This window comes from Streptomyces sp. NBC_00237 (genome assembly GCF_026342435.1).
Taxonomy (GTDB): Bacteria; Actinomycetota; Actinomycetes; order Streptomycetales; family Streptomycetaceae; genus Streptomyces.
The window spans coordinates 1,172,501-1,197,007 of the sequence record NZ_JAPEMT010000001.1 but is presented as its reverse complement, the minus strand read 5'-3'; the positions used below and the strand labels follow the sequence as shown (position 1 = coordinate 1,197,007).

18 protein-coding genes and 2 rRNA genes (1 of these 20 running past the window's edge) are annotated in these 24,507 nt (G+C 69.2%); 8 read left to right on the top strand and 12 right to left on the bottom strand.

Features of this window, described 5'->3' with window-relative positions; genetic code table 11:
* Window positions 1–109 precede the first annotated feature (109 nt).
* Together OG897_RS05185 and OG897_RS05180 are read right to left on the bottom strand one after the other, a co-directional pair.
* A complete protein-coding gene (locus OG897_RS05185; protein WP_266653249.1) occupies window positions 110–763 on the bottom strand; it encodes an HAD family hydrolase in 654 nt (217 codons plus the stop codon).
* Window positions 764–863: 100 nt separating this feature from the next.
* Window positions 864–1,373 (bottom strand): hypothetical protein, encoded by a 510-nt coding sequence (locus tag OG897_RS05180; protein ID WP_266653247.1) that lies wholly within the window; start codon window positions 1,371–1,373, stop codon window positions 864–866.
* A 309-nt stretch (window positions 1,374–1,682) separates the two neighbouring features.
* Here OG897_RS05180 and OG897_RS05175 point away from each other — a divergent pair, with 309 nt between their 5' ends.
* Window positions 1,683–2,135 carry an Rv3235 family protein gene (locus tag OG897_RS05175; RefSeq protein ID WP_266653245.1) on the top strand — a complete coding sequence of 151 codons (453 nt, stop codon included), beginning with the start codon at window positions 1,683–1,685 and terminating at the stop codon, window positions 2,133–2,135.
* Window positions 2,136–2,259: 124 nt separating this feature from the next.
* On the opposite strand, the gene secA is transcribed toward OG897_RS05175, so the two are convergent.
* Window positions 2,260–5,076 (bottom strand): preprotein translocase subunit SecA, encoded by a 2,817-nt coding sequence (secA, locus tag OG897_RS05170; protein WP_266653243.1) that lies wholly within the window; start codon window positions 5,074–5,076, stop codon window positions 2,260–2,262.
* Window positions 5,077–5,332: 256 nt separating this feature from the next.
* On the opposite strand from secA, the gene OG897_RS05165 reads away from it, so the two are divergent.
* Together OG897_RS05165 and OG897_RS05160 are read left to right on the top strand one after the other, a co-directional pair.
* On the top strand, window positions 5,333–5,983 hold the full coding sequence (locus OG897_RS05165) for a GNAT family N-acetyltransferase (RefSeq protein WP_266653241.1): 651 nt from the start codon (window positions 5,333–5,335) through the stop codon (window positions 5,981–5,983).
* Between the two features lie 10 nt (window positions 5,984–5,993).
* Window positions 5,994–7,178, top strand: a complete 1,185-nt coding sequence (locus OG897_RS05160) for a winged helix-turn-helix domain-containing protein (RefSeq protein WP_266653239.1) — start codon at window positions 5,994–5,996, stop codon at window positions 7,176–7,178.
* A gap of 39 nt (window positions 7,179–7,217) precedes the next feature.
* On the opposite strand, the gene OG897_RS05155 is transcribed toward OG897_RS05160, so the two are convergent.
* The 7 genes from OG897_RS05155 to mtnA form a co-directional block, all read right to left on the bottom strand.
* A complete protein-coding gene (locus tag OG897_RS05155; RefSeq protein ID WP_266653237.1) occupies window positions 7,218–7,979 on the bottom strand; it encodes a response regulator transcription factor in 762 nt (253 codons plus the stop codon).
* 221 nt (window positions 7,980–8,200) lie between these two features.
* Window positions 8,201–8,896, bottom strand: a complete 696-nt coding sequence (gene raiA / locus OG897_RS05150; protein ID WP_266653235.1) for a ribosome-associated translation inhibitor RaiA — start codon at window positions 8,894–8,896, stop codon at window positions 8,201–8,203.
* Window positions 8,897–9,207: 311 nt separating this feature from the next.
* Window positions 9,208–10,134 (bottom strand): ComF family protein, encoded by a 927-nt coding sequence (locus tag OG897_RS05145; protein WP_266656579.1) that lies wholly within the window; start codon window positions 10,132–10,134, stop codon window positions 9,208–9,210.
* Window positions 10,135–10,323: 189 nt separating this feature from the next.
* Window positions 10,324–12,237 (bottom strand): LpqB family beta-propeller domain-containing protein, encoded by a 1,914-nt coding sequence (locus OG897_RS05140; protein WP_323187987.1) that lies wholly within the window; start codon window positions 12,235–12,237, stop codon window positions 10,324–10,326.
* The gene (gene mtrB, locus OG897_RS05135) at window positions 12,227–14,452 is read right to left on the bottom strand and encodes an MtrAB system histidine kinase MtrB (protein WP_266653233.1); all 2,226 of its coding nucleotides are present in this window, start codon (window positions 14,450–14,452) and stop codon (window positions 12,227–12,229) included. The genes OG897_RS05140 and mtrB overlap by 11 nt, the downstream gene beginning before the upstream one ends.
* A 1-nt stretch (window position 14,453) precedes the next feature.
* On the bottom strand, window positions 14,454–15,143 hold the full coding sequence (gene mtrA / locus OG897_RS05130) for a two-component system response regulator MtrA (RefSeq protein WP_266653231.1): 690 nt from the start codon (window positions 15,141–15,143) through the stop codon (window positions 14,454–14,456).
* A 4-nt stretch (window positions 15,144–15,147) separates the two neighbouring features.
* On the bottom strand, window positions 15,148–16,299 hold the full coding sequence (gene mtnA, locus OG897_RS05125) for an S-methyl-5-thioribose-1-phosphate isomerase (RefSeq protein WP_266653229.1): 1,152 nt from the start codon (window positions 16,297–16,299) through the stop codon (window positions 15,148–15,150).
* 149 nt (window positions 16,300–16,448) lie between these two features.
* Between mtnA and OG897_RS05120 the strand changes: the two genes are divergently transcribed.
* Genes OG897_RS05120 through OG897_RS05100 form a run of 5 tightly spaced genes read left to right on the top strand, consistent with a single transcriptional unit; the run spans window position 16,449 to window position 21,991 of the window.
* The gene (locus tag OG897_RS05120) at window positions 16,449–17,717 is read left to right on the top strand and encodes a glycerophosphoryl diester phosphodiesterase membrane domain-containing protein (RefSeq protein ID WP_266653227.1); all 1,269 of its coding nucleotides are present in this window, start codon (window positions 16,449–16,451) and stop codon (window positions 17,715–17,717) included.
* Window positions 17,718–17,724: 7 nt separating this feature from the next.
* Window positions 17,725–18,426 (top strand): DUF4129 domain-containing protein, encoded by a 702-nt coding sequence (locus OG897_RS05115; protein ID WP_266653225.1) that lies wholly within the window; start codon window positions 17,725–17,727, stop codon window positions 18,424–18,426.
* The gene (locus tag OG897_RS05110; protein WP_266653223.1) at window positions 18,423–19,682 is read left to right on the top strand and encodes a DUF4350 domain-containing protein; all 1,260 of its coding nucleotides are present in this window, start codon (window positions 18,423–18,425) and stop codon (window positions 19,680–19,682) included. Before OG897_RS05115 ends, OG897_RS05110 begins: the two co-directional genes overlap by 4 nt.
* Window positions 19,679–20,665: a MoxR family ATPase gene (locus OG897_RS05105; RefSeq protein WP_266653221.1), complete on the top strand. Its 987-nt coding sequence runs from the start codon at window positions 19,679–19,681 to the stop codon at window positions 20,663–20,665. Before OG897_RS05110 ends, OG897_RS05105 begins: the two co-directional genes overlap by 4 nt.
* A 15-nt stretch (window positions 20,666–20,680) precedes the next feature.
* The gene (locus OG897_RS05100; RefSeq protein WP_266653220.1) at window positions 20,681–21,991 is read left to right on the top strand and encodes a DUF58 domain-containing protein; all 1,311 of its coding nucleotides are present in this window, start codon (window positions 20,681–20,683) and stop codon (window positions 21,989–21,991) included.
* 120 nt (window positions 21,992–22,111) lie between these two features.
* On the opposite strand, the gene rrf is transcribed toward OG897_RS05100, so the two are convergent.
* Both rrf and OG897_RS05090 read right to left on the bottom strand, forming a co-directional pair.
* Window positions 22,112–22,228: ribosomal RNA gene (gene rrf, locus OG897_RS05095) — 5S ribosomal RNA — on the bottom strand.
* Between the two features lie 76 nt (window positions 22,229–22,304).
* Window positions 22,305–24,507 (bottom strand): 23S ribosomal RNA (locus tag OG897_RS05090) (it continues 923 nt past the right edge of the window).

Below are 24,507 nucleotides of genomic sequence, written 5' to 3'. Positions count from 1 at the left end.
GTACTGGCTCCGGGCCTTCCCGTACGATCCCGTGCCGCCCGGCGCTCCCTTCGCGGGGGCCGCCGGGCTGCACGGCCCTCCGGGGAGCGCGGGGCGGCCCGGCTGCCCCTCAGGCCGCCAGCTCCTCCGCGATCCGTACCGCGTCCGTCAGCGAGTCCACCACCGGCACCCCGGCGGCCTCCAGGACGGCCCTGCTGTGCGAGCCGCCCGTGTAGAGCACCGCGCCCGCGCCGACGTGCGCCGCCGCCAGCGCGTCGTCCACCGCGTCGCCGATGACCACCACGCGCGCCGCCTCGACGCCCTCCAGCGCCGCGAGGTGACGCACCATGTGCACCGCCTTGGTGCCGCCCGAGGGTCCGGTCCGGCCGTCGACCCGTACGAAGTGCCGCTCGATGCCGTAGCCGCGCACCACGGGCACCAGCTCGTCGTGCCCGTACATGCTCAGCAGCGACTGGCTGCGCCCCGCGGCGCCCCAGCCGGTGAGTATCTCCTCGACCCCGTCGGTCAGCCCGCAGGCCGCCCGCAGCTCGACGTAGTGGCGGTGGAAGGCGGCGTCCATGACGAGCCATTCCTCGTCGGTGGGCGGGCGGCCCATCAGCCGCTCGTAGAACGTGGGGATCGGTATGCAGTACAGCTCGCGGTAGCGCTCCACGGTGATCGCCGGGAGGCCGATCTCCGCGAAGGCCGCGTTGGAGGCCCCCACGACCGCGTGGATGTCGTCGAGCAGCGTGCCGTTCCAGTCCCAGACCAGGTGCGTCCTCATGAAAGAACGTTACCCACCGGGTCTGACAACCGATCCGGCCAGGGCCCGCCGGGAGCCCCCGGCCCCTCGTTCCGCCGGGTTCCGCCGGGTTCAGCCGGGTTCAGCCGACGAGGCCCTCGATCTCCTGCACGCCGAACCACAGGAGTTCGTGGTCCTCCGCCCCGTCCACCGTGAACTGCGCGTCGTCGTCCCCCAGGTCGGCGGCTCCGAGCGCCGAGGCGGCGGCCGTCACGTCGTCCCGCGCCTCGTCGGCGTCGGCGTGCACCGCGGCCGCCTTCTTCAGCGGTACGGAACCCTCGACGCGCACCTCGCCGATCGCCCCGGCGTCCATGCCCCGCCCGTCCGGGTCTGCGGTCACCGCGGTGTCCGCGACGTCGACGGCGACCACGACGCGGCGGCGCTCGGCCGAGGGGTCCGCGGCGACGAGCCGCAAGGAGGCGGCGGCGGCACGCCCCAGGGCGGCGTACTCCAGCTCCTCGATGTCGTCCGAGACGTACCACTCGCGCAGCCCCGGCGTCACCGCGTACGCGACAAGCGGCCCGGGGGCCAGCTCACCGGCCTTGTACGCCGCTGCGAGACCGGGGAGGGTCAGGGGTACGTAGACGCGCATGCGTGCCGCTTTCGTCGTCGCTTTCCCTGGCCGGAGGGCTTCTCGACAGGGCAACAGCTGGGCCTCAAGGATACGTTCCGGGTCCCCCATCGGGGCGGCGGTCCCCCTTCGCCGCCGTCCACCGGGCGCCGCGCGCCCCCCGCGTCCGGCCCGTGCTCCGGGCCCCGCGCCACCCTGATAGGTGATTCCGCGGGCCGCGCCCCGGTGCCGCGTGCGCCCTTGCCGACCTGCGGCCCGGCCCCGTACAAGATTCCCAACCAGAAGTTACCGACCGGTATCCCACCGGCCAGGCAGAGCGGGGCGAGCAACATGCACAGGACGACGACCCGGCCCGGCACCACCCGCCGCGACACCCGCGGCCCGGGCGACTCCCGCGGCCCCGGCGCGGCCCCCCAGGGGGCGGCCGCCCGCATCCGGCCGCACGCCCCCCGCACCCCGCAGCAGCAGTTCGCGGAACTCCTGCTGGCGGTGCTCAGCGGCCAGCGCCCGGCGCACAGCATGCTCAACCTGATGTTCCGGGACGCGTACGACCAACTGGTCGACCTCGCGCCCAGGGCCCCGTTCCGCACCCGGGGCATCCGGCCCGTCGTACGCCACTGCCGGGGCTTCAGCCCCCGCCCCGGCGTCATCGAGGCGTCCGCCGGGATCGGCGCGGGCGAACAGCTGCGCGCGATGGCCTTCCGGCTGGAGCGCAGCCCCGACAGGCGCTGGCGTTGCACCGCCCTGGAGCTCGGCGGCGAAAGGGTGCCCGCAAGGGCCTGAGAGCGGCGGGAGACAGCACCCGACAGCGCCCGGGAACGCCGCTGGGCGCGCACCCCCGCAGGAGTGCGCGCCCAGCGCCACAGACTCAGCACCACAGACTCAGCGCCACAGAACGTACGAACGCCTACTTCTTGCGGCGACGCCCGCTCGCGCTCTTCTGCGCCTTGCGACGCTCGGCGCGGGTCAGACCGTCCGACTCGGAGCGGGTCGGCCCGTCGGCGGTGTTCTCGAAGTCACCCTCGACGATGCCGCCCTCCCCGTCGACAGTGGGCGCGGAGAAGTGCAGCCGGTCCGGACGCTGCGGAGCCTCCAGGCCCTTCGCGTGGATCTCCGGACGCGAGGCACCCGCAGGGACGGCGTCCTCCTTCGTGAGCGAGGGACCGTCCTGCACCGGCACCTCCTCGACCTGCTGCTCGACCTGGACCTCCAGGTTGAACAGGTAGCCGACGGACTCCTCCTTGATGCCGTCCATCATGGCGTTGAACATGTCGAAGCCCTCGCGCTGGTACTCCACCAGCGGGTCCTTCTGCGCCATGGCGCGCAGGCCGATGCCCTCCTGGAGGTAGTCCATCTCGTAGAGGTGCTCGCGCCACTTGCGGTCCAGCACGGAGAGCACCACACGGCGCTCCAGCTCGCGCATGATGTCCGAGCCGAGCTGCTTCTCGCGGTCCTCGTACTGGGCGTAGATGTCGTCCTTGACGGACTCGGAGATAAACTCCGCGGTGATCCCGGCACGGTCGCCCGCCGCGTCCTCCAGGTCCTCCACCGTGATCTTCACCGGGTAGAGCTGCTTGAACGCGCCCCACAGGCGGTCCAGGTCCCACTCCTCGGCGAACCCCTCGACGGTCTCCGCCTGGATGTAGGCGTCGATCGTGTCGTCCATGAAGTGCTTGATCTGCTCGTGCAGGTCCTCGCCCTTCAGGACGCGGCGGCGCTCGCCGTAGATGACCTCGCGCTGCCGGTTGAGGACCTCGTCGTACTTCAGGACGTTCTTGCGGGTCTCGAAGTTCTGCTGCTCGACCTGCGACTGCGCGGAGGCGATGGCACGGGTGACCATCTTGTTCTCGATCGGTACGTCGTCGGGAACGTTGGCCATCGCCATGACGCGCTCGACCATGGCCGCCTTGAACAGGCGCATCAGGTCGTCGCCCAGCGACAGGTAGAACCGGGACTCGCCCGGGTCGCCCTGACGGCCGGAACGGCCGCGCAGCTGGTTGTCGATGCGGCGCGACTCGTGCCGCTCGGTACCCAGCACGTACAGCCCGCCGAGCGCCTTCACCTCGTCGTGCTCGGCCTTGACGGCCTGCTCGGCCTTCTCCAGGGCGGCGGGCAGCGCGGCGGCCCACTCCTCGATGTGCTCCTCCGGGTCGAGACCCTTCTGGCGCAGCTCGGCCTCGGCGAGGTCGTCCGGGTTGCCGCCGAGCTTGATGTCCGTACCGCGACCGGCCATGTTCGTGGCGACGGTCACGGCGCCCTTGCGGCCCGCCTGGGCGATGATCGGCGCCTCACGGTCGTGCTGCTTGGCGTTGAGCACCTCGTGCTGCACACCGCGCTTGGCGAGCTGCTGCGAGAGGTACTCGGACTTCTCGACCGAGGTGGTGCCGACCAGGATCGGCTGGCCCTTCTCGTGCTTCTCGACGATGTCGTCGACGACCGCCGCGAACTTGGCGACCTCGGTGCGGTAGATCAGGTCGGACTGGTCGATGCGGACCATGTCCCGGTTGGTCGGGATCGGTACGACGCCCAGCTTGTAGATCTGGTGGAACTCCGCGGCCTCGGTCATCGCCGTACCGGTCATGCCGGACAGGCCGTCGTACAGGCGGAAGAAGTTCTGGAGGGTGATCGTGGCGAGGGTCTGGTTCTCGTCCTTGATGTCCACCCCTTCCTTCGCCTCGATCGCCTGGTGCATGCCCTCGTTGTAGCGGCGGCCCGCGAGCACACGGCCGGTGTGCTCGTCGACGATCATGACTTCGCCGTCGATGACGACGTAGTCCTTGTCCTTCTTGAAGAGTTCCTTGGCCTTGATCGCGTTGTTGAGGTAACCGACGAGCGGGGTGTTGACGGCCTCGTAGAGGTTGTCGATGCCCAGCCAGTCCTCGACCTTGGCGACGCCCGGCTCGTGGATGGCGACCGTGCGCTTCTTCTCGTCGACCTCGTAGTCGCCGGTCTCCTCGATGCCCTTCAGCGGGTTGCCCGGCTCGCCCTTCTTGAGGCGGGTCACGAGCTTCGCGAAGTCGCCGTACCACTTGGTGGCCTGGTCGGCGGGGCCGGAGATGATCAGCGGCGTACGGGCCTCGTCGACGAGGATCGAGTCGACCTCGTCGACGATCGCGAAGTTGTGGCCGCGCTGGACGAGTTCGTCCTGCGACCAGGCCATGTTGTCGCGGAGGTAGTCGAAGCCGAACTCGTTGTTCGTGCCGTACGTGATGTCGCAGGCGTACTGCGCGCGGCGCTCGGCCGGCGACATGTTCGCGATGATGCAGCCGACCTCAAGACCGAGGAACTTGTGCACCCGGCCCATCAGCTCGGAGTCGCGCTCCGCGAGGTAGTCGTTCGTGGTGATCAGGTGCACGCCCTTGCCGGACAGTGCGTTCAGGTACGCCGGCAGCGTGCCGACGAGGGTCTTGCCCTCACCGGTCTTCATCTCGGCGACGTAACCGAGATGCAGGGCGGCGCCGCCCATCATCTGGACGTCGTAGTGCCGCTGGCCGAGGACCCGCTTGGCGGCCTCGCGGACGGTCGCGAATGCCTCGGGCATCAGGTCGTCGAGGCTCTCGCCGTCGGCGTAACGCTGCTTGTACTCATCGGTCAGGGCGCGCAACTCGGCGTCGGAGAGGTTGACGAAGTCCTCTTCGATGGAGTTGACCTGGTCCGCGATGCGGTGCAGTTTGCGCAGGATCTTGCCTTCGCCTGCACGCATGAGCTTGTTGAAGACGGACACTGAGGCTGGTCTCCTTGCCGGTCGGGCCTGTGCACTGGGTCGGTGCGACGTCTGGTCGGTACTGACTTTGGCGCGGGCACGGCAGGCGGGCCCCACCGCAACGGCCATCGTAAGCGAGGACCCAGCCGCCCCGGGAGGTCCACCGCTGTGAAGCCGCACCACCGTCAACAAGGTCAACGCCCGGCACGTCCCGAAGGTGCCGGGCAGCACTCGAAAAGTGTTCGCCCCCGGCACGTGCCCGTACCAGAATTCGTTCATGGAACCCTTCCTGCTGAGCACCGAACGCCTGGAACTGCGCCCCTTCGCCACCGTGGACACCGACGAGGTGTTCCACGCGGTGCAGGACCCCGAGATCCAGCGCTGGGTGACCCTTCCCTCGCCGTACGGCCGCCAGGACGCCGTGTACTTCGTCGAGCGCGTCTCGGGCCAGGGCCTGCGCGAGGGCACCGGCTTCCACTTCGCGGTACGCCCCCGGGGCGGCGGCCCGCTGATCGGCGCGGTCGGCATCGGCGTCCAGCAGGCCCCCGGCACCTGGGAACTCGGCTTCTGGACGGCCCCGGAGCACCGCAGGCGGGGTTACCTCCTCGAAGCCGCCGACGCGGTGATCCGCTGGGCGGTCGCGACGCTGCCCGTCGACCGGATCTTCTGGCGGGCACTGGTCGGCAACGAGCCATCGCGCGCACTCGCCCTGAAGCTGGGCTTCACCATGGAGGGCGTGCAGCGCGCCGCCACCCTCCACCACGGGATCGCCCGCGACAGCTGGAGCGGTTCGCTGCTCCCCTCGGACCTGGGCCTGCCCGCGAAGCACCCGTACCTCCCGGCAGGGGACCTCGCGGCACGGGACGTCCCGGCGGGGAACCTCGCGGCGCCGGGAGGCCCGGCCCCCGATGTCAGTGCCGCCCTCTAGGCTTCCGTACATGACCTTCCAGCCGCCCGCCGCCGTCGCACTCTCCGCCGACGAAGCACGCCGGATAGCCCTGCGCGCCCAGGGTTTCCTGGGTGCCCCCGACCGCCGCGCGGGCGTGCGCGGCGTGCTGCGGCACCTGGGCGCGGTACAGCTCGACACGATCTCCGTCCTGGCCCGGTCGCACGAGCTGATTCCGTACGCCCGCCTGGGCGCGGTGGAGCGTACGAAGGTCGAGTCCGCCTACTGGTCCCCCGCATCCGAGCCCGCGCACGCCTTCGAGTACTGGTCGCACGCGGCCTGCATCCTCCCTGTGGAGGAGTGGCCGCACTTCGCGTTCCGCCGCCGCGCCTACCGCGCACGCCCGCAGTGGCACCACGAGCTCACCGACGGCGCGTACGACCGCGTGATCAAGCAGCTCCGGGCGGAAGGCCCGCTGACCGCGACGGAGTTGGGCGGCGCGAAGAACGGCGGCGAGTGGTGGGACTGGTCGGAGTCCAAGGTCGCCGTCGAACGCGCCCTGATGTACGGCGACGTGGTGTGCACCAGGCGACGCGGCTGGAAGCGGGTGTACGACCTGGCCGAGCGCGCGATCCCCGGCACCTTCCAGCACGAGGACCTGTCCGACACGGAGTGCGTACGGCGACTGGTCGCCCTCGCGGGCCAGTCCCTGGGCGTCGGCACCCGGGAGGACATCTCCGACTACCACCGGCTGAAGAACGCCCAGGTGGACGAGGTGATCGCGGACTCGGGTCTGGTACCGGTCGAGGTCGAGGGCTGGGGCAGGCCCGCCTGGGCGGACCCGGAGGCCCTGGCCACCACCCCGCGCGGCAGGCACCGCACGACGCTGCTGTCGCCCTTCGACTCACTGATCTGGGACCGGCCGCGCACCGAGCGGATCTTCGGCTTCACCCACCGCCTGGAGGCGTACGTCCCCAAGCCGAAGCGGATCCACGGGTACTTCGCGATGCCGCTGCTGGCGGGCGGGCGGCTCCTCGGCCGCGCCGACCCGGCCCGTGAGGGCACCACGCTGGTGGCCCGGCAGGTCTCCCTGGAGTCCGCGAAGGCGGTCCCGGAGATGGCGAAGGCCCTGTGGGAGGCGGCTTCCTGGGTCGGCTGCACGGAGGTCCGGGTGGACCGCACGACCCCCGCGGAACTACACGCCCCGCTGCGGGCCGCTCTCACCACACGGGGTTAGCGGTTCTCCGGTCGGGGTCAGTGGATCTTCCGGTCGGGGTCAGCGGATCTCCAGGATCTTCTCCCGCATCGCGTACACCACGGCCTCCATGCGGGAATGCAGCTGGAGCTTCTCCAGGATGTTCCGCACGTGGTTCTTCACGGTGTTCTCCGAGATGAACAGTTCCTTGGCGATGTCCCGGTTGTTCATCCCCGTAGCCACCAGCTTGAGCACTTCCAGCTCACGGTCGGTGAGCCGGGGCGCGGGCACCAGCCGGCGCTCGTCGGACCGCTGGATCATCGACTTGAATTCGGTGAGCAGTTTGGACGCCATCGACGGACTGATCTGCGACTGGCCGTCGGCCACCGCCCGGATCGCCGTGGACACCTCGTCCGTGGAGATCTCCTTCAGCAGGTATCCCGTCGCACCGGCCTTGATCGCGTCGTAGAGGTCGGCCTCCTCGTCGCTGATCGTCAGCATGATGATCTTCGCGCTGGGGGCCACCTCCTTGATCGAGGTGCACGCCTCGATACCGCCCCGCCTGGGCATTCGTACGTCCATCAGCACGATGTCCGGCAGCAGGTCGGCCGCCTTGTCGACGGCCTCCGCCCCGTCCCCCGCCTCGCCGACGACCTGGATGTCCTCCTCCTGCGCGAGGACGATCTCCAGCCCCCGCCGGAAGAGCGCGTGGTCGTCCACCACGAGGACCCTGATCGGCTCCTTGCGGAACGCACCCGCGTCCCTGTCGCCCGCACGGTCGTGACCGCGGTCAAGATTCCGGGCGTAGTCGCCGCCGTGCACCGGACCGAAGCTGTCCGCCATCGTTCCTCCCCCTGAGGCCATGGCCCGAAGTTCGTGTGCTGCGCCAACCACGGTCCGCAGAGCACTTCTTGACTTGCGGTGACATGATTCCATGCCCCGGCGACACAACGGTCGCTTCAGGACTCGCCACGGGTGCACACGCCGATGCCCCCGGAGCGCACAGGCCCTCCGGGGACACCACCTTCAGGTGGCACGGCGGACTTCGCGCCGCCGTTCAGCACTCATCCGCCGAGTGCGCCGCCCGCGCCGCTGCCTTCAGACTCCGCCAGCGGATCGGTGTTCAGGCGGATGACGCCGTAGTCGTAGGCGTGCCGCCGGTAGACGACGCTGGGCTCCTTGGTCTCCGCTTCGACGTAGAGGTAGAAGTCGTGGCCGACCAACTCCATCTCGTACAGCGCCTGGTCGAGCGACATCGGTGCGGCGACGTGCGTCTTCTCGCGCACGATCAGCGGCCCGTCGCCCTGCACCTCAAGCGAACCGATCTTCTTCGTGGGCACCCCGCCGTCCGACTCGGCGTGGTCCACGACGAGTTGACCGTCACCGTCGATGACCGCCGCGTCGGGTACCGCCGCGCCGACCTCGGCGGCGGAGAGCCTGCCGGTGCCTCGACGGGTGTGCCGCTTGTCGTGCTGCTTGCGCAGCCGCGCTTCCAGCTTTCCGGTCGCCAGGTCGAGCGCCGCGTACGGGTCGCCCGCCGACGCCTCGGCCCGGATCACAGGCCCCCGTCCGTGCACCGTGATCTCCACACGGTCGGACCGGTCCGCCTGCCTCGGGTTGGGCTCCTTGGACACCTCCACGTCGAGGCTGATCACCTTGCCGTCGAGCTTCTGGATCCTGTCCAGCTTGAGCTTCTCCGCCACGTGCTTGCGGAACCGCTCGGGTACCTCTGTCTTGCGGCCCTTGACGACGATGTCCACGCAGAACTCCGTTCCCGGATTGCTCCGCTCACTGCGGAGCGTCTCCCTTTTGCACCAGACTCCGGTCAGTCCCGAAGTCTCGGACTAGGCGACTTCCTCTCCTCCTCCCCCGTGGGGAAGATCCACACCCCCGACTTTCGGGGCGCGAGGGAAAACCTGAAGCACGGCAGTGCAATAAGTGAGGCACAGCGGCCGCTATTCCTCACTTCTGAACATAGCCCGCCCGGCCGGGTATCGGCACCCGCTACCGGCGCGTACCTCCGTTCAGGTGGTTTTTCCCTCTCACTACCTGCAACGATGCAAGTTCCCGCTCAGTTCCAGTTTATTTTGAAAGATTTCGGCGGGGCTGCGACAACCGCTGCCACGAGCTGTGGGATTCCGGTATTTCCCGGCCTTCCCCAGAACGCACGGGAGTACTCCCCGGACCTTCCCGGTCTCCCTCTGCGCCTCGCGTACCCGCCCGCAGGGCCACCGGGCCCATACTCGTCCGCGAGCGCCTTCAGTGCCCGTGCCCCCTCCACCAGTGACGCACCGGTGGTCATGAGGTCGTCCACCAGGACCACCCTGCCGCCCACCAGCAGCCTCCCGGCGCCGGGAACGGCATCCAGGGCCCCGGACAGGTTCGCCAGCCTCTCAGGGGCGCTCAGGCCCGCCTGGTCGCCCACCGGGCGGCACTGCCGCAGTACCGGCGCCACCCTGGCCCGCGTCCCGCTCCGCCGCAGCTCACCGGCCGCCGCGAAGGCGATCCGCCGCGCCGGATCCTGCCCCCGCGCGGCGACCGAACGCCGGGCGGACGGCACGGGCACCAGCACGAGTTCCTGGGTCGCGTCCACTGGGGGAGCACCTACCCAACCGGCCGGGGGATACGCCACCGGGGGCTCCCCCTCCCCCTCCTCCCCCTCCCCTCCCTCCCCACCCCATCCGCCCCCCGTCCCCGCCTCCCCCGCCGCGCTGCGCACGGCCCCCGCCAACGCCCGTCCCAGCGCTTCCGCCAGGCCGAGCGCACCCCGCTCCTTGTGCGCGAGGAGCACCGCCCGCGGGGCGTCCTCGTACCACGCCGCCGCGTGCACGACCGGCAGCCCGGGCGGCTCCGGCATCGGCCGTACGCGCCCCGGCTCGCCCCCGTACAGCGCACCGGCGCACTCCGCGCACACCCCCGACGGCTCCCGTGGCCTGCCGCATCCCGCACAGGCCACCGGCAGGACCAGCGCGGCGAATTCCCGCCAAACAACCCGCAATTGCCTCATGTCCACCACTGTGCCCGGCCTGGCCACAGCCCCGCCACCCCTGTGGACAACGCACGAAACGGGCCCGACTCCCTGTGGAAAACCAGGAGTCGAGCCCGCCGTCACACACCCTGCACAGCCCCATACAGCCCCGCACAGCCCCGCACAGCACTCCACGGCCCGCGCGGGTGCCGCCGCCCGCTACCCCGGATAGACCGGCATCGAGCCTTCCCGCACCAGCGTCTTCCAGTTCGCCCCCGGCGGCAGCCGCACGATCCCGTCGTCCGTCGACTGCGCCAGTACCGCCGCCGACTCGGTGTCGGTCGCCGCGACCACCGTCACCTGGTTGGCGCCCGGCAGCAGCCCCGCCGCCGAACTGGACCCGTCCGTCCGGACGTACCGCATCTGCTGCACGCCCCCGGACTCCCGGCCCACCACCACGAGACGGCTCTGTCCCGCCCACGACATCGCCGTCACTTCCTCCATCTGCGGGGCGGCGAGCCGCAGTCCCACGACCTCGACCGTCTGCCGGCCTGCATCGTCCCGGCGCTCCACCCGTCCGATCTTGACCGTCGTGACCGTCTTGGAGCCCTTCTTCTCCGTGATCAGCAGCGCGATCCGCACACCGTCCGCCGACACGCGCAGCGCGTCGACGGTACCTGCGCCGAGGCCGTCGACCCTGACCTCCTGCGCCGTCCCCTTGCCGTCCACGATGCGCATCACCCGTGGCCGCCGCTGGTCCCGGTCGGCGACCCACAGATCGCCCCGCCCGTCCCAACTCGGCGGGGAGAGCGGTTCCTTCGCCCCGGCAGCGCTCCTGTACACCGTTGCGCGCTTGTTCCCGCCCGACGCGATCGGGGCCACGTACAGCTCAAGACCGTCGTCCGACACGGCCGCCGCCGCACTCTCGTCCCGCGAGATCCCGGCCGACCGCACGCGCACCCCGAGTTCGCCGATCGCGCCCGGCACGGGCTCCGCGAAGCCGCTCTCGCTGGTGATGCCCAACCGCACGAGGTGACGGTCGGCGTTCAGGAAGTACTGGTGGCTGGGCGAACCGGAAATGCTGCTCGGGGCGTACACGCCCGCCTCGTTCTTGTTGAGCAGGCACAGCGACGAATCGTCGGGCCGCAGCATCTCCACCTGGTCCACCCGGGTGGAGGACGTCAGGTCCTGGAGCGTGAAGAGCAGTTGGGCGGCCATGTCCTGGCAGGTCTTCTGAGTGATGGCGGCCGCCTCCGGATTGAGCGGCACCTTCAGCGAGTTGTGGTCGCCGATCGGCAACGCCTTGGTGCCGTTCTTGAGGGCCGCCTTGGTGGGGAAGCGCGAGATGACCACCGGCTTGAGCCAGGTCGACGGCCCGTCCATGACCGCCTTCACGGCCTGCGCCACGGGGTCCAGCCGGGTCTGCGGGTCGGTGCGCTTGCGTACGTAGACGGGGTCGGCGACGAGCCAGCGCCGCCCCGGGTCCTCCGTCGCCGACGCGAAGTAGTACTTGTTCACGGACCGGAAGATGCGCTGGAAGTCCGACTCGCCGAGCACCAGTCCTGGTGGCGGCGTGTCAATGCGCCACTCGACGCCGTCCTTCTTGTCCGGGCCCTTCTCCTTCACCAGACGCAGCGTCTGCCCATACGCACCCGAGAGTGGCTCGTAGGCACTCTGCTCGTCGAGTTCGGCGATCTGCTCACCGGTGATCTTGAACGTGCGGGTCGTTTTGTTCTGGCCGGAAGTCGTCTCTCCCGGGTTCGGCCCCGCGCCGCCGAGGATGGTGGTGGTCCGGCCGGGATTCCACTTCTTCGAGGCGTTCTTGGTCAGGTACTTGCGCGCGGTGTCGAAGCCGGGGTCGTCGCTGGTCATCGCCTCCATGAAGCCGTCGACGATGGCCCCGGGCTCGGCCCCGGGGAGCGGCGGCACACTGTAGACGCGTACTTGCGTGTCGACCTGGGGGGACGCCTTGACCTCGCGCACCTCGCCGTGGTCGGGCATCGACCCGCAGCCGACGGCGGTCAGCAGCAGCCCGGCACCGGCCACGAAGGCCGTCACTCTCAGCCCGCGCTCCCGGACGGTCCTGCCTTCGTTCGTACGGTCACTGCTGCGGCTACGCCCCTCAACGCCCACGCGGGGTGTCCTCCCGGTCCCTGTTCCCGGGTGCGCGGAGGTCACTGTCGTGCCCCTGGTGCGCATCCCTTTCGCCGTCGTTCGCACCACTGTCACGCCGGTCGCTCGCACCCTTGCGACTGGCGTCGGCACTCTGTCCACCGTCGCCGCCTGTGCGATCGGCACTGTCGGCGCGGTTGTCCCACCCGTTCTGCGGCTCGTCGCCCGCCTTCCGCGACACCACGCGTGCACCGCTGCCCGGCAACGCCGTCGGGTCCGCGGGTACCACCGCCGTACGCGGCCGAGACAGGGGCCCTGCCCGCCGCTCCCCCGTCTGCTGCACGGGCAAGGAGGCGAGCCGCGTGCTCGCGGCGTCCCGGTCCGCCGCCTGCTCCGCCTCGGCCACGCGCGCGCGTGCCCGTCGTGAGTCCTCGGGCTCCAGCGGGATGGGCGACCCTCGCAGTGGTTCGTCGACCGTGCGCGGCAGCGTCAGCCGGAACTGTGATCCGCCGCCCGGCTCGCCCCACGCCTGGAGCCAGCCGCCGTGCAGGCGGGCGTCCTCGACGGCGATGGACAGCCCGAGCCCGGTGCCGCCCGTGGTGCGCGCCCGCGCCGGGTCGGCCCGCCAGAAGCGGCTGAACACCCGGGTGGCCTCGCCGGGCTTCAGGCCGACGCCGTAGTCCCGTACGGCGACGGCGACAGCCCCTCCGGCCGCCCCCAGCCGTACGACCACGTCCCGCCCCTCGCCGTGCTCGACGGCGTTGACGACGAGGTTGCGCAGCACCCGCTCGACCCGCCGGGCGTCCGCCTCGACGACCACCGACTGTTCGTCGCCGACGACCCTCACGACGGTGCCCTTGCGTTCGGCGAGCGGTTCCGCCGCGTCGATCACCCGGCGTACGACCTCGCGCAGGTCTATCGGCTCGGCCTCCAGCGCGGCGGCTCCCGCGTCGAAGCGGCTGATCTCCAGCAGGTCCGCCAGGAGTGACTCAAAACGATCGATCTGCCCGACCAGCAGCTCGGCGGAGCGCGCCGTCACCGGGTCGAAGTCGCTCTTGGAGTCGTGGATGACGTCGGCGGCCATCCGTACCGTCGTCAGCGGCGTCCGCAGCTCGTGCGAGACGTCGGAGACGAACCGCCGCTGCATCCGCGACAGGTCCTCCAGCTGCTGGATCTTCAGCTGGAGGTTCTGCGCCATCTTGTTGAAGGCTTCGCCGAGGCGCGCGATGTCGTCCTCGCCGGTGACCTTCATACGTTCCTGGAGGCGTCCGGCGGAGAGCCGTTCGGCGACCCCTGCGGCCATCCGTACGGGGGTGACGATCTGGCGCACCACCAGCCAGGCGATGGCTCCGAGCAGGACGACGACGAACACTCCGGCGGTCAGCAGGGTGTTCGTGACGACCTTGAGGGACGCCTCCTCCTGCGTCAGCGGGAAGAGGTAGTACAGCTGGTAGGGGTTCCCGCTGATGTCGTTGAGCCGCTTGCCGATGATCAGGCCGGGCTCTGACGGCTGTGCGTCGTTGCTGTACACGATGCGCCAGTTGACCTGGTACGTCTCGGAGTTCCTGTCGAGGGAGCTGCGCAGTTCCTGCGGCACGCTCGCGATCGGGTCGACCCCGCCGGAGGCGCGGGGGCCTCGCTGGCTCGCGGAGTCGGAGGCGACGCTGAGGGCCACCACGTTGAAGGCTTTCTGTCCACCGCTGGCAAGCTGTTCCACCAGGTCGGAACGCCAGTTGGCGGCGTTGCGCACGGCGTTGCCGCCGTCGCCGCTGTCCCTGCCGTTGGCGTCGGCGGGGGCGTTGGCCCGTTCCTGGGCGACGGCGAATCCGCCGCGGGCCTGGTTCTGGGCGGCTTCGACCTTGGACTTGAGCAGTCCGTTGCTGACCGCGCTGATGACGACGAAGCCGAGGAGCAGCACCACGCCGAGGGACATCAGCAGGGTCGTGGCGACGACGCGCAGCTGGATGTTGCGCCGCCACAGCCGTATCGCGGGCAGCAGGGGGCGTCGTACGAGCCGTACGACGAGGCGCAGCACGGGCCCGCCGGGGGCCGCGTCCTGGAGCAGACGGCCGCCCTGGAGGAACCGGCCGGCCCGGGACGTACGGCGTCCCGGGCGGCCGGAGACGCCGGGCGGCACCTCGTGGGGCGTGCCCCGTCCCGAGCGGTCGGCCGGTGCAGTCCGCTCCGTAGGGCCGCCCGGCTCCCCGGGCTTCGGAGCAGCACTGCCTCGGTTCATGTCAGCTCGGTCCGGCCTTGTATCCGACGCCGCGTACGGTCACGACGATCTCGGGGCGTTCCGGGTCCTTCTCGACCTTGGACCGCAGTCGCTGTACGTGGACGTTGACCAGCCGGGTGTCCGCGGCGTGGCGGTACCCCCAGACCTGCTCCAGCAGCACCTCGCGGGTGAACACCTGCCAGGGCTTGCGGGCGAGCGCGACCAGCAGGTCGAACTCCAGCGGGGTCAGTGCGATCGACTGTCCCTCCCGCTTCACCGAGTGACCGGCGACGTCGATGACCAGGTCACCGATGGCCAGCTGTTCCGGCGCGGGCTCCTCCGACCTCCTCAGCCTCGCCCGGATCCGGGCGACGAGCTCCTTGGGCTTGAACGGCTTGACGATGTAGTCGTCGGCGCCGGATTCCAGCCCGACCACCACATCGACGGTGTCGCTCTTGGCCGTGAGCATGACGATGGGCACGCCGGACTCGGCGCGGATCAGGCGGCAGACTTCGATGCCGTCCCGTCCGGGCAGCATGAGGTCCAGCAGCACCAGGTCAGGCTTGGCCTCCCTGAACGCAGCCAGCGCTTTGTCGCCGTCGGCGACGAACGACGGCTCAAAACCTTCTCCACGCAACACAATGCCCAGCATCTCGGCAAGTGCGGTGTCGTCGTCAACTACGAGAACGCGACCTTTCATAAGGGCCATCATCCCATTAGCTCATCGTTGCCTGTGGTGACCTGGCACACAGCTCCGCGAGAGCGGCCCCCGCCACCGGTGAGACGACGCCTTCTTCGGTGACGATCGCCGTCACCAGTTCCGGTGGCGTGACGTCGAAGGCGGGGTTGTACGCCTGCGTCCCGAGCGGTGCCACGGGCTGTCCGCCGCCCCCTTCCACGCCTGCCGCCGTCACCGAGAAGCCCCCGGTGAATTCCGTCACCTCGGTCCCGGGCCGCTGTTCCACCTCGATCGCCGCCCCGTCCGGGGTCGCCAGATCGACCGTGGTGAGCGGGGCAACCACGATGAACGGGACGTGGTGGTACTTCGCCAGGACCGCGAGCGGATAGCTCCCCACCTTGTTCGCCACCGAACCGTCCGCCGCGATCCGGTCCGCCCCGATCAGCACGGCGTCCACCTCGCCCGCCGCGAACAGCGAACCCGCCGCGTTGTCCGTCAGCAGCGTGTACGCCATGGAGTGCCGGGCCGCCTCGTACGCGGTGAGCCGCGCGCCCTGGAGCAGTGGCCGCGTCTCGTCGACCCAGAGCCTGCGCAGCCGCCCCTTGCGGTGCGCCGCCAGCGCCACGGCGAACGCGGTGCCCTCGCCGCCGGAGACCAGGGCCCCGGTGTTGCAGTGGGTGAGGATGCGGTGGCTCCCGCCGGGCAGCAGCTCGTCGAGGAGGGCGAGCCCGTGCCGGGCCATGGCGGCACTGGCTGCGGCGTCCGCCCGGTGCAGCTCCAGCGCGGCGTCCAGTGCGGCCTGCGCCGCCCCGTCCTGGCCGAGCCCCTTCTCCAGCGCGGCGGCATGCGCCCCGGCCGCCCGTCGCACCCCGTACCCGAGGTTGACGGCGGTGGGCCGCGCTCCCGCCAGTTGCGCCGCGGCCTCGTCGACGTCGAACCCCCGCCGGGCGGCGAGCGCCACTCCGTACGCCCCGGCAATCCCCAGCAGTGGTGCTCCTCGTACGGCCAGGCTCTGGATCGCCCGCACCAGGGCGGGCACGTCCGTACAGACCAGTTCGACTTCTTCCACCGGCAGCCGGGTCTGGTCGATGAGTACCAGCACCGGTCCTTCGGGCGGCTCCTCCCATCGCAGTGAAGGCAACGCGGGCGGTTCTGCGCCCACCGTGCTGTGCGCGTCGTGATCAGCCATCCGCCCAGTCTGCCCCGTACCGCACCGGTAATTGAAGGTGCGGAGGGGAGAGAGGAGATACGGGGGCCGGTCCGCCCGCACACCTCCCATGGCACGATGGCTGACAACCGGCCGCCGTACCCGCGGACGGGCACCGTGAAGGAGCGACGATGAACGACTCTCCGGGCTGGGCCTCGCCCGGATCCGCCCCCTCCGACGGCCGTCCCCCGGAGAACTCCGGGGAGACCGGGCCCACGGGCCGGGCGCCCGAGTCCACGCCATCCGGATCGAAGTGGTCGAAGGAGCAGCCGCCCGCGGGCCAGTGGTCCGCGCCGAGCGGCACTCCGCAGCGCAGCCACGCCCAGACCCCGCCCCGCCAGGGCCGGAACGGAGCTCCGCAGGGCGGTTGGGGAGCCCGGGGCCCCGGCGGCTGGGGCGGCCCGCCGCCCGCGGCCAAGCCGGGTGTGATCCCGCTGCGTCCGCTGGGCCTCGGCGACATCCTCGACGGCTCGGTGTCCACGGCGCGCGCCCACTGGCGCACGGTGCTCGGTGTCACGGTGGTCGTCGCCGTACTCGTCCAGATCGCGGACATCCTCCTCCAGAAGTTCGTCCTGCCCGCGCCCACCCCGATCACGGCCGACCCCGAGACCAATCCGACCGAGGCACTGCGACAGTCCCTGGACTCGATGCAGGACACCATGATCAGCACGGTGCCGTCGCTGCTGATCGGCATGATCGGCACCCTCTTCACCACGGCACTGCTGACCATCGTGGTCAGCCGCTCGGTGCTGGGCCGTGCGGTGTCGCTGGGCGACGCCTGGCGCGAGGCGAAGCCCCGGCTGCCGCACCTGCTGGGCCTGACCCTGCTGCTGACCCTCGGCGCCTTGGCGATCATGACTGTGGGCATGCTGCCGGGCTGGCTGCTCGGCTCGGCCGGCGGTGCCGCACTCGCCGCGCTCGGCGCACTCGCGGCCGCCGTCGTCGTGGTCTGGCTGTGGATCCGCTTCTCCCTGGCGTCCCCGGCGCTGATGCTGGAACGCCAGTCGATCGGTCAGGCGCTGCGCCGCTCCTCGAAGCTGGTGCAGGGCTCCTGGTGGCGGGTATTCGGCATCCAACTGGTGACGGCCCTGCTGACGGCCATCGTCTCCATGCTCATCGTGATGCTCTTCTCCACCATCGCCCTCGTCACGGACGGCAGCGGCCTGGACGGCCTGGTGAAGGGCGACGCCTCGGAGTTCAGCTGGGCGTTCCTGGTCATCGGCGGCATCGGCGCGGTGATCGCCTCGTGCATCACCTACCCGATCTCCGCAGGCGTGTCGGTCCTCCTCTACATCGACCAGCGCATCCGCCGCGAGGCCCTCGACCTGGACCTCGCCCGCGCCGCGGGCCTCCCCGGCTACGACACGGAACAGTCGCCCGACCAGACGCCGGGGAACTGATTCGCCCATGCCGTTGACGGGGGACACTGCCACGGCCTGGCTCCGCGTACGCACGGGCGAAGACCCGCCCCTGGACACCCCCCGCGTACCGGCCCGTGAAGCGGCGGAGCGCGAGCTGTCCCACCCCAGGTACCACGAGCACGACCCGAACCTCCTCCAGCGGGCACTCGACCGTCTCTGGGAGTGGGTCGGCGACCTCTTCGGCGCGGCCTCCGGGGCAACCCCCGGGGGCCCGCTCGGCCTGGCCGTCATCGCCCTGGTCGTCGTGCTGCTCCTCGCGGGCCTGTGGTGGCGCCTCGGAACCCCGAACCGCACCCCAGCCTCCTCCGCCCCCGCCCTCTTCGACGACCGCCCCCGCAGCGCCGCCGAACACCGGGCCTCCGCCGAGGCCCATGCCGCCGCCCACCGCTGGAACCCCGCCGTGCAGGAACGCATGCGCGCCCTGGTCCGCTCCCTGGAGGAACGCACCCTCCTCGATCCGCGCCCCGGCCGCACCGCCGACGAGGCCGCCGCCGAAGCCGGCCGCACCCTGCCCGACCACGCCTCCCGCCTGCACGCAGCAGCCCGCTCCTTCGACGACGTCACGTACGGCGACCGCACAGCCGACGAAGCCTCGTACGTCCGCCTGCGCGACCTGGACCTCGACCTGGAACGTACGAAGCCGTCCCTGGCCGCCACCCCGCCGACCTCCGAGTGGGCCGCCCTGTGACGACCGCGCCCCCCTCCACCTCGATCTCGCCCACCACGCGTGACATCTGGACCCGCACCCGCGGCCTCTTCCTGGTCGCGTCCCTCGTCCTCCTCGCCGGAATCGTCCTCGCCGCCCTCCAGTCCGGCACCCCGCACGGCACTCTCGACCCCCGCTCCGCCGACCCCACCGGCACTCGGGCCGTCGCGGAACTCCTCAAACAGCGCGGTGTCTCCACCCACGTCGTCACCACCCTCGCCGAGGCAACCTCCGCCACCGGCCGCGACACCACCCTCCTCGTCGCCTCGCCGAACCTCCTCACCCCCTCCCAGCAGCGCCGCCTCCACCAAACCACCTCCTCTTCCAGCGGCCGCACCGTCTTGGCAGCCCCTACCGGCACCGTCCTCCCCACCCTCGCCCCCGGCGTACGTGTCGAGGCCCAGCCCGCCCCGGTCACCACCCGCGAGCCCCGCTGCTCCCTGCCCGCAGCCACCACCGCAGGCCCCGCCGACCTCGGCGGCCTTCTGTACTCCCCCACCTCCTCGCTCTCCAGTTCCGGCCGCCCGGATGCCTGTTACCCGGTCGAGACCCACGCTTCCCTGCTCCGCCTCCTCACCCCCGCTCCCACCAACAGCAGCGGCAGCGGCAGCGGCAGCGGCAGCGGCAGCGGCGACACTGTCCTCATCGGCGCCACCGACTTCCTCCACAACGAGCGCCTCGGCCAACAGGGCAACGCCTCCCTCGCTCTCCAACTCCTCGGCTCGCGCCCCAACCTGACCTGGTACCTCCCTTCCCTCTCCGACCCTTCCGCCGCCGACAGCCAAGGCTCCACCGACGACACCACTGGCGGCTTCCTCTCCCAGGTCCCACCTGGCTGGATCTGGGGAACCGCCCAACTCGCCTTCGCCGCGCTGCTCGCCGCCCTGTGGCGCGCCCGCCGCCTCGGCCCCCTGGTGACCGAGCACCTGCCCGTCGCCATCCGCGCCTCCGAGACCACCGAAGGCCGCGCCCGCCTCTACCGCAAGGCCAACGCCCGCGACCGCGCCGCTTCTGTCCTCCGCTCGGCGACCCGCGCCCGCCTCTGCTCCCTCCTGGGCGTCCCCACCGCCCACGCGCACACCCCGGCGTCTCTTCTCCCCGCCGTCTCCGCACGTCTCCCGCACTCCGACAGAGACCTCGACTCCCTTCTCTTCGGCCCTGCCCCGTCCCAAGACGCCGGCCTCATCCGCCTGGCTGACGAACTCGACGCCCTCGAAAGAGAGGTCCGCGCCTCATGAGCGCCCAGTACGCAGAGATCCCCGCCGAGACCCCCGACAGCGCCCGCGCCTCCCTGGAGGCCCTGCGCGCCGAGATCGCCAAGGCCGTGGTCGGCCAGGACCCGGCGGTCACCGGGCTCGTCGTCGCCCTCCTCTGCCGCGGCCACGTCCTCCTCGAAGGAGTCCCCGGCGTCGCCAAGACCCTGCTGGTCCGCGCCCTGGCCGCCTCTCTCGAACTCGACACCAAGCGCGTCCAGTTCACCCCCGACCTGATGCCCAGCGACGTCACCGGCTCTCTGGTCTACGACGCCCGGACCGCCGAGTTCTCCTTCCAGCCCGGTCCCGTCTTCACCAACCTCCTCCTCGCCGACGAAATCAACCGCACGCCCCCCAAAACCCAGTCCTCCCTCCTCGAAGCGATGGAAGAACGCCAGGTCACCGTTGACGGTGTCCCCCGCCTCCTGCCCGACCCCTTCCTCGTCGTAGCGACCCAGAACCCGGTCGAGTACGAAGGCACCTACCCCCTCCCCGAAGCCCAACTGGACCGCTTCCTCCTGAAGCTCACCGTCCCCCTCCCCGACCGTCAGGACGAGATCGCCGTCCTGACCCGCCACGCCGAAGGTTTCAACCCCCGGGACCTGAAGGCAGCGGGCGTGCGCCCCGTCGCCGGTCCTGCCGATCTGGAAGCCGCTCGGTCCGCCGTCGCCAAGACCTCGGTGTCGCCCGAAATCACCGGCTACGTCGTCGATATCTGCCGTGCCACCCGCAACTCCCCCTCCCTCGCCCTCGGCGTTTCCCCCCGAGGTTCCACTGCTCTGCTGTCCACCGCCCGCGCCTGGGCCTGGCTCACCGGCAGGGACTACGTCATCCCCGACGACGTGAAGGCCCTTGCTCTCCCGACGCTCCGTCACCGCATCCAACTCCGCCCCGAAGCAGAGATGGAGGGCGTCACCGCCGACTCCGTCATCACCTCCGTCCTCGCCCACGTCCCCGTCCCCCGCTGAGACGGCGACGACCCCATGGCGCTCACCGGACGAACCGCTCTCCTTGCGGCCCTCGGCTCCCTTCCCGTCGGCATCCTCGCGCCGAACTGGTCGGGGATCCTTGCGGTCAACGCACCCCTCACGCTCGCAATTCTGTGCGACTACGCACTGGCAGCACCAGTGCGTAAGCTCCAATTCACCCGATCTGGTGACACATCCGTTCGACTTGGCGAAACCGCCACAGTTCAACTGACCGTCACCAACCCCTCGCCCCGCCGACTGCGCGCCCAACTCCGCGACGCCTGGCCGCCCAGCAGCTGGACCTCCGGCAGCCAAACCGCAGCGTCCCGCCACGAGGTGATCGTCCCTTCCGGTGAACGGCGCCGCCTCACCACCGAGTTGCACCCCAGCCGTCGCGGCGACCGCCGCTCGGACCGTGTCACGGTCCGCTCGTACGGCCCCTTGGGCCTGGCCGCCCGCCAGGGCAGCCACAGCGTCCCGTGGACCGTCCGCGTGCTCCCTCCCTTCGCGAGCCGCAAACACCTCCCGTCGAAGCTGGCTCGACTTCGTGAACTCGACGGCCGTACCAGCGTGTTGACCCGTGGCGAGGGCACCGAGTTCGACAGCCTCCGTGATTACGTTCCCGGCGACGACACCCGCTCCATCGACTGGCGCGCGACCGCGCGCCAGAACACGGTGGCCGTGCGTACGTGGCGTCCGGAACGTGACCGCCACATCCTCTTGGTCCTGGACACCGGCCGCACCTCCGCGGGACGCGTGGGCGACGTCCCACGGCTCGATGCCTCCATGGACGCGGCACTCCTCCTGGCCGCCCTCGCTTCCCGCGCGGGCGACCGGGTCGACCTCCTGGCCTACGACCGTCGTACACGCGCCCAGGTCCAAGGCCGGTCGTCGGGTGAACTCCTGTCCTCACTGGTCAATGCCATGGCTCCACTGGAACCCGAGCTGGTGGAAACGGACACCCATGGTCTTAGCGCCACGGCGCTTGCCTGCGCTCCTCGCCATTCCCTCATCGTTCTCCTCACCGGCCTCGATTCAGCGCCCGTGGAGGACGGTCTCCTCCCCGTCCTTCCTCAGCTCACCAAGCGCCATACGGTCGTGGTGGCTTCCGTGGCCGACCCCCGCGTCGAGGAAATGGCTGCGGCTCGGGGATCAGTGGAGTCCGTCTACGAAGCCGCCGCAGGAGCCCAGTCCCGGGAACAGCGCGAAAACACAGCAGAAAAGCTCAAGCGATACGGAGTCACCGTGGTCGACGCCACCCCCGAAGATTTGGCCCCTGCTCTCGCTGACGCCTATCTGGCATTGAAGTCGGCAGGCCGTCTCTAGGACTCCGCACTGCCGAGAAGGAGCCCAACCAGCAGGAATCCCTCTGGGGCTTCCCATCTACCCTTAAACGCAGAAATGCCCCGTACCGGTCTCCCGGTACGGGGCATTTCCACAATGATTGTTCGGCGGCGTCCTACTCTCCCACAGGGTCCCCCCTGCAGTACCATCGGCGCTGAAAGGCTTAGCTTCCGGGTTCGGAATGTAACCGGGCGTTTCCCTAACGCTATGACCACCGAAACACTATGAAATTTGAACGCTGGTGTTTTCACAGCTGTTCGTTATTTCAGAACTAACACAGTGGACGCGAGCAACTGAGGACAAGCCCTCGGCCTATTAGTACCAGTCAGCTCCACCCGTTACCGGGCTTCCACATCTGGCCTATCAACCCAGTCGTCTACTGGGAGCCTTAACCCCTCAAAGGGGGTGGGAATACTCATCTCGAAGCAGGCTTCCCGCTTAGATGCTTTCAGCGGTTATCCTTTCCGAACGTAGCCAACCAGCCATGCCCTTGGCAGGACAACTGGCACACCAGAGGTTCGTCCGTCCCGGTCCTCTCGTACTAGGGACAGCCCTTCTCAATATTCCTACGCGCACAGAGGATAGGGACCGAACTGTCTCACGACGTTCTAAACCCAGCTCGCGTACCGCTTTAATGGGCGAACAGCCCAACCCTTGGGACCGACTCCAGCCCCAGGATGCGACGAGCCGACATCGAGGTGCCAAACCATCCCGTCGATATGGACTCTTGGGGAAGATCAGCCTGTTATCCCCGGGGTACCTTTTATCCGTTGAGCGACAGCGCTTCCACAAGCCACTGCCGGATCACTAGTCCCGACTTTCGTCCCTGCTCGACCCGTCGGTCTCACAGTCAAGCTCCCTTGTGCACTTACACTCAACACCTGATTGCCAACCAGGCTGAGGGAACCTTTGGGCGCCTCCGTTACTCTTTAGGAGGCAACCGCCCCAGTTAAACTACCCATCAGACACTGTCCCTGATCCGGATCACGGACCTAGGTTAGACATCCAGCACGACCAGAGTGGTATTTCAACGGCGACTCCACCATGACTGGCGTCACAGCTTCACAGTCTCCCACCTATCCTACACAAGCCGAACCGAACACCAATATCAAACTGTAGTAAAGGTCCCGGGGTCTTTCCGTCCTTCTGCGCGAAACGAGCATCTTTACTCGTAGTGCAATTTCACCGGGCCTATGGTTGAGACAGTCGAGAAGTCGTTACGCCATTCGTGCAGGTCGGAACTTACCCGACAAGGAATTTCGCTACCTTAGGATGGTTATAGTTACCACCGCCGTTTACTGGCGCTTAAGTTCTCAGCTTCGCAACCCCGAAAGATCACTAACCGGTCCCCTTAACGTTCCAGCACCGGGCAGGCGTCAGTCCGTATACATCGCCTTACGGCTTCGCACGGACCTGTGTTTTTAGTAAACAGTCGCTTCTCGCTGGTCTCTGCGGCCACCCCCAGCTCATGAAGTAAATTCAATCACCGGTGATGGCCCCCCTTCTCCCGAAGTTACGGGGGCATTTTGCCGAGTTCCTTAACCATAGTTCACCCGAACGCCTCGGTATTCTCTACCTGACCACCTGAGTCGGTTTAGGGTACGGGCCGCCATGAAACTCGCTAGAGGCTTTTCTCGACAGCATAGGATCATCCACTTCACCACAATCGGCTCGGCATCAGGTCTCAGCCTTAATGTGTGACGGATTTGCCTATCACACGGCCTACACCCTTACCCCGGGAACTACCACCGCCCGGGTTGGACTACCTTCCTGCGTCACCCCATCGCTTACCTAGTACAGATCCGGGTCACCGGCTCCACCACTTTCCTTTCCCCGAAGGGTCCGGAACGGCTTCACGGGCTTAGCATCGTCTGATTCAGTATTGGGCGTTTCAAAGCGGGTACCGGAATATCAACCGGTTGTCCATCGACTACGCCTGTCGGCCTCGCCTTAGGTCCCGACTTACCCTGGGCAGATCAGCTTGACCCAGGAACCCTTAGTCAATCGGCGCACACGTTTCTCACGTGTGTATCGCTACTCATGCCTGCATTCTCACTCGTGAACCGTCCACAACTCGCTTCCGCGGCTGCTTCACCCGGCACACGACGCTCCCCTACCCATCCCAGCCGGCGTTGGCCCTATGTGCTGGAATGACACGACTTCGGCGGTACGCTTGAGCCCCGCTACATTGTCGGCGCGGAATCACTTGACCAGTGAGCTATTACGCACTCTTTCAAGGGTGGCTGCTTCTAAGCCAACCTCCTGGTTGTCTCTGCGACTCCACATCCTTTCCCACTTAGCGTACGCTTAGGGGCCTTAGTCGATGCTCTGGGCTGTTTCCCTCTCGACCATGGAGCTTATCCCCCACAGTCTCACTGCCGTGCTCTCACTTACCGGCATTCGGAGTTTGGCTAAGGTCAGTAACCCGGTAGGGCCCATCGCCTATCCAGTGCTCTACCTCCGGCAAGAAACACACGACGCTGCACCTAAATGCATTT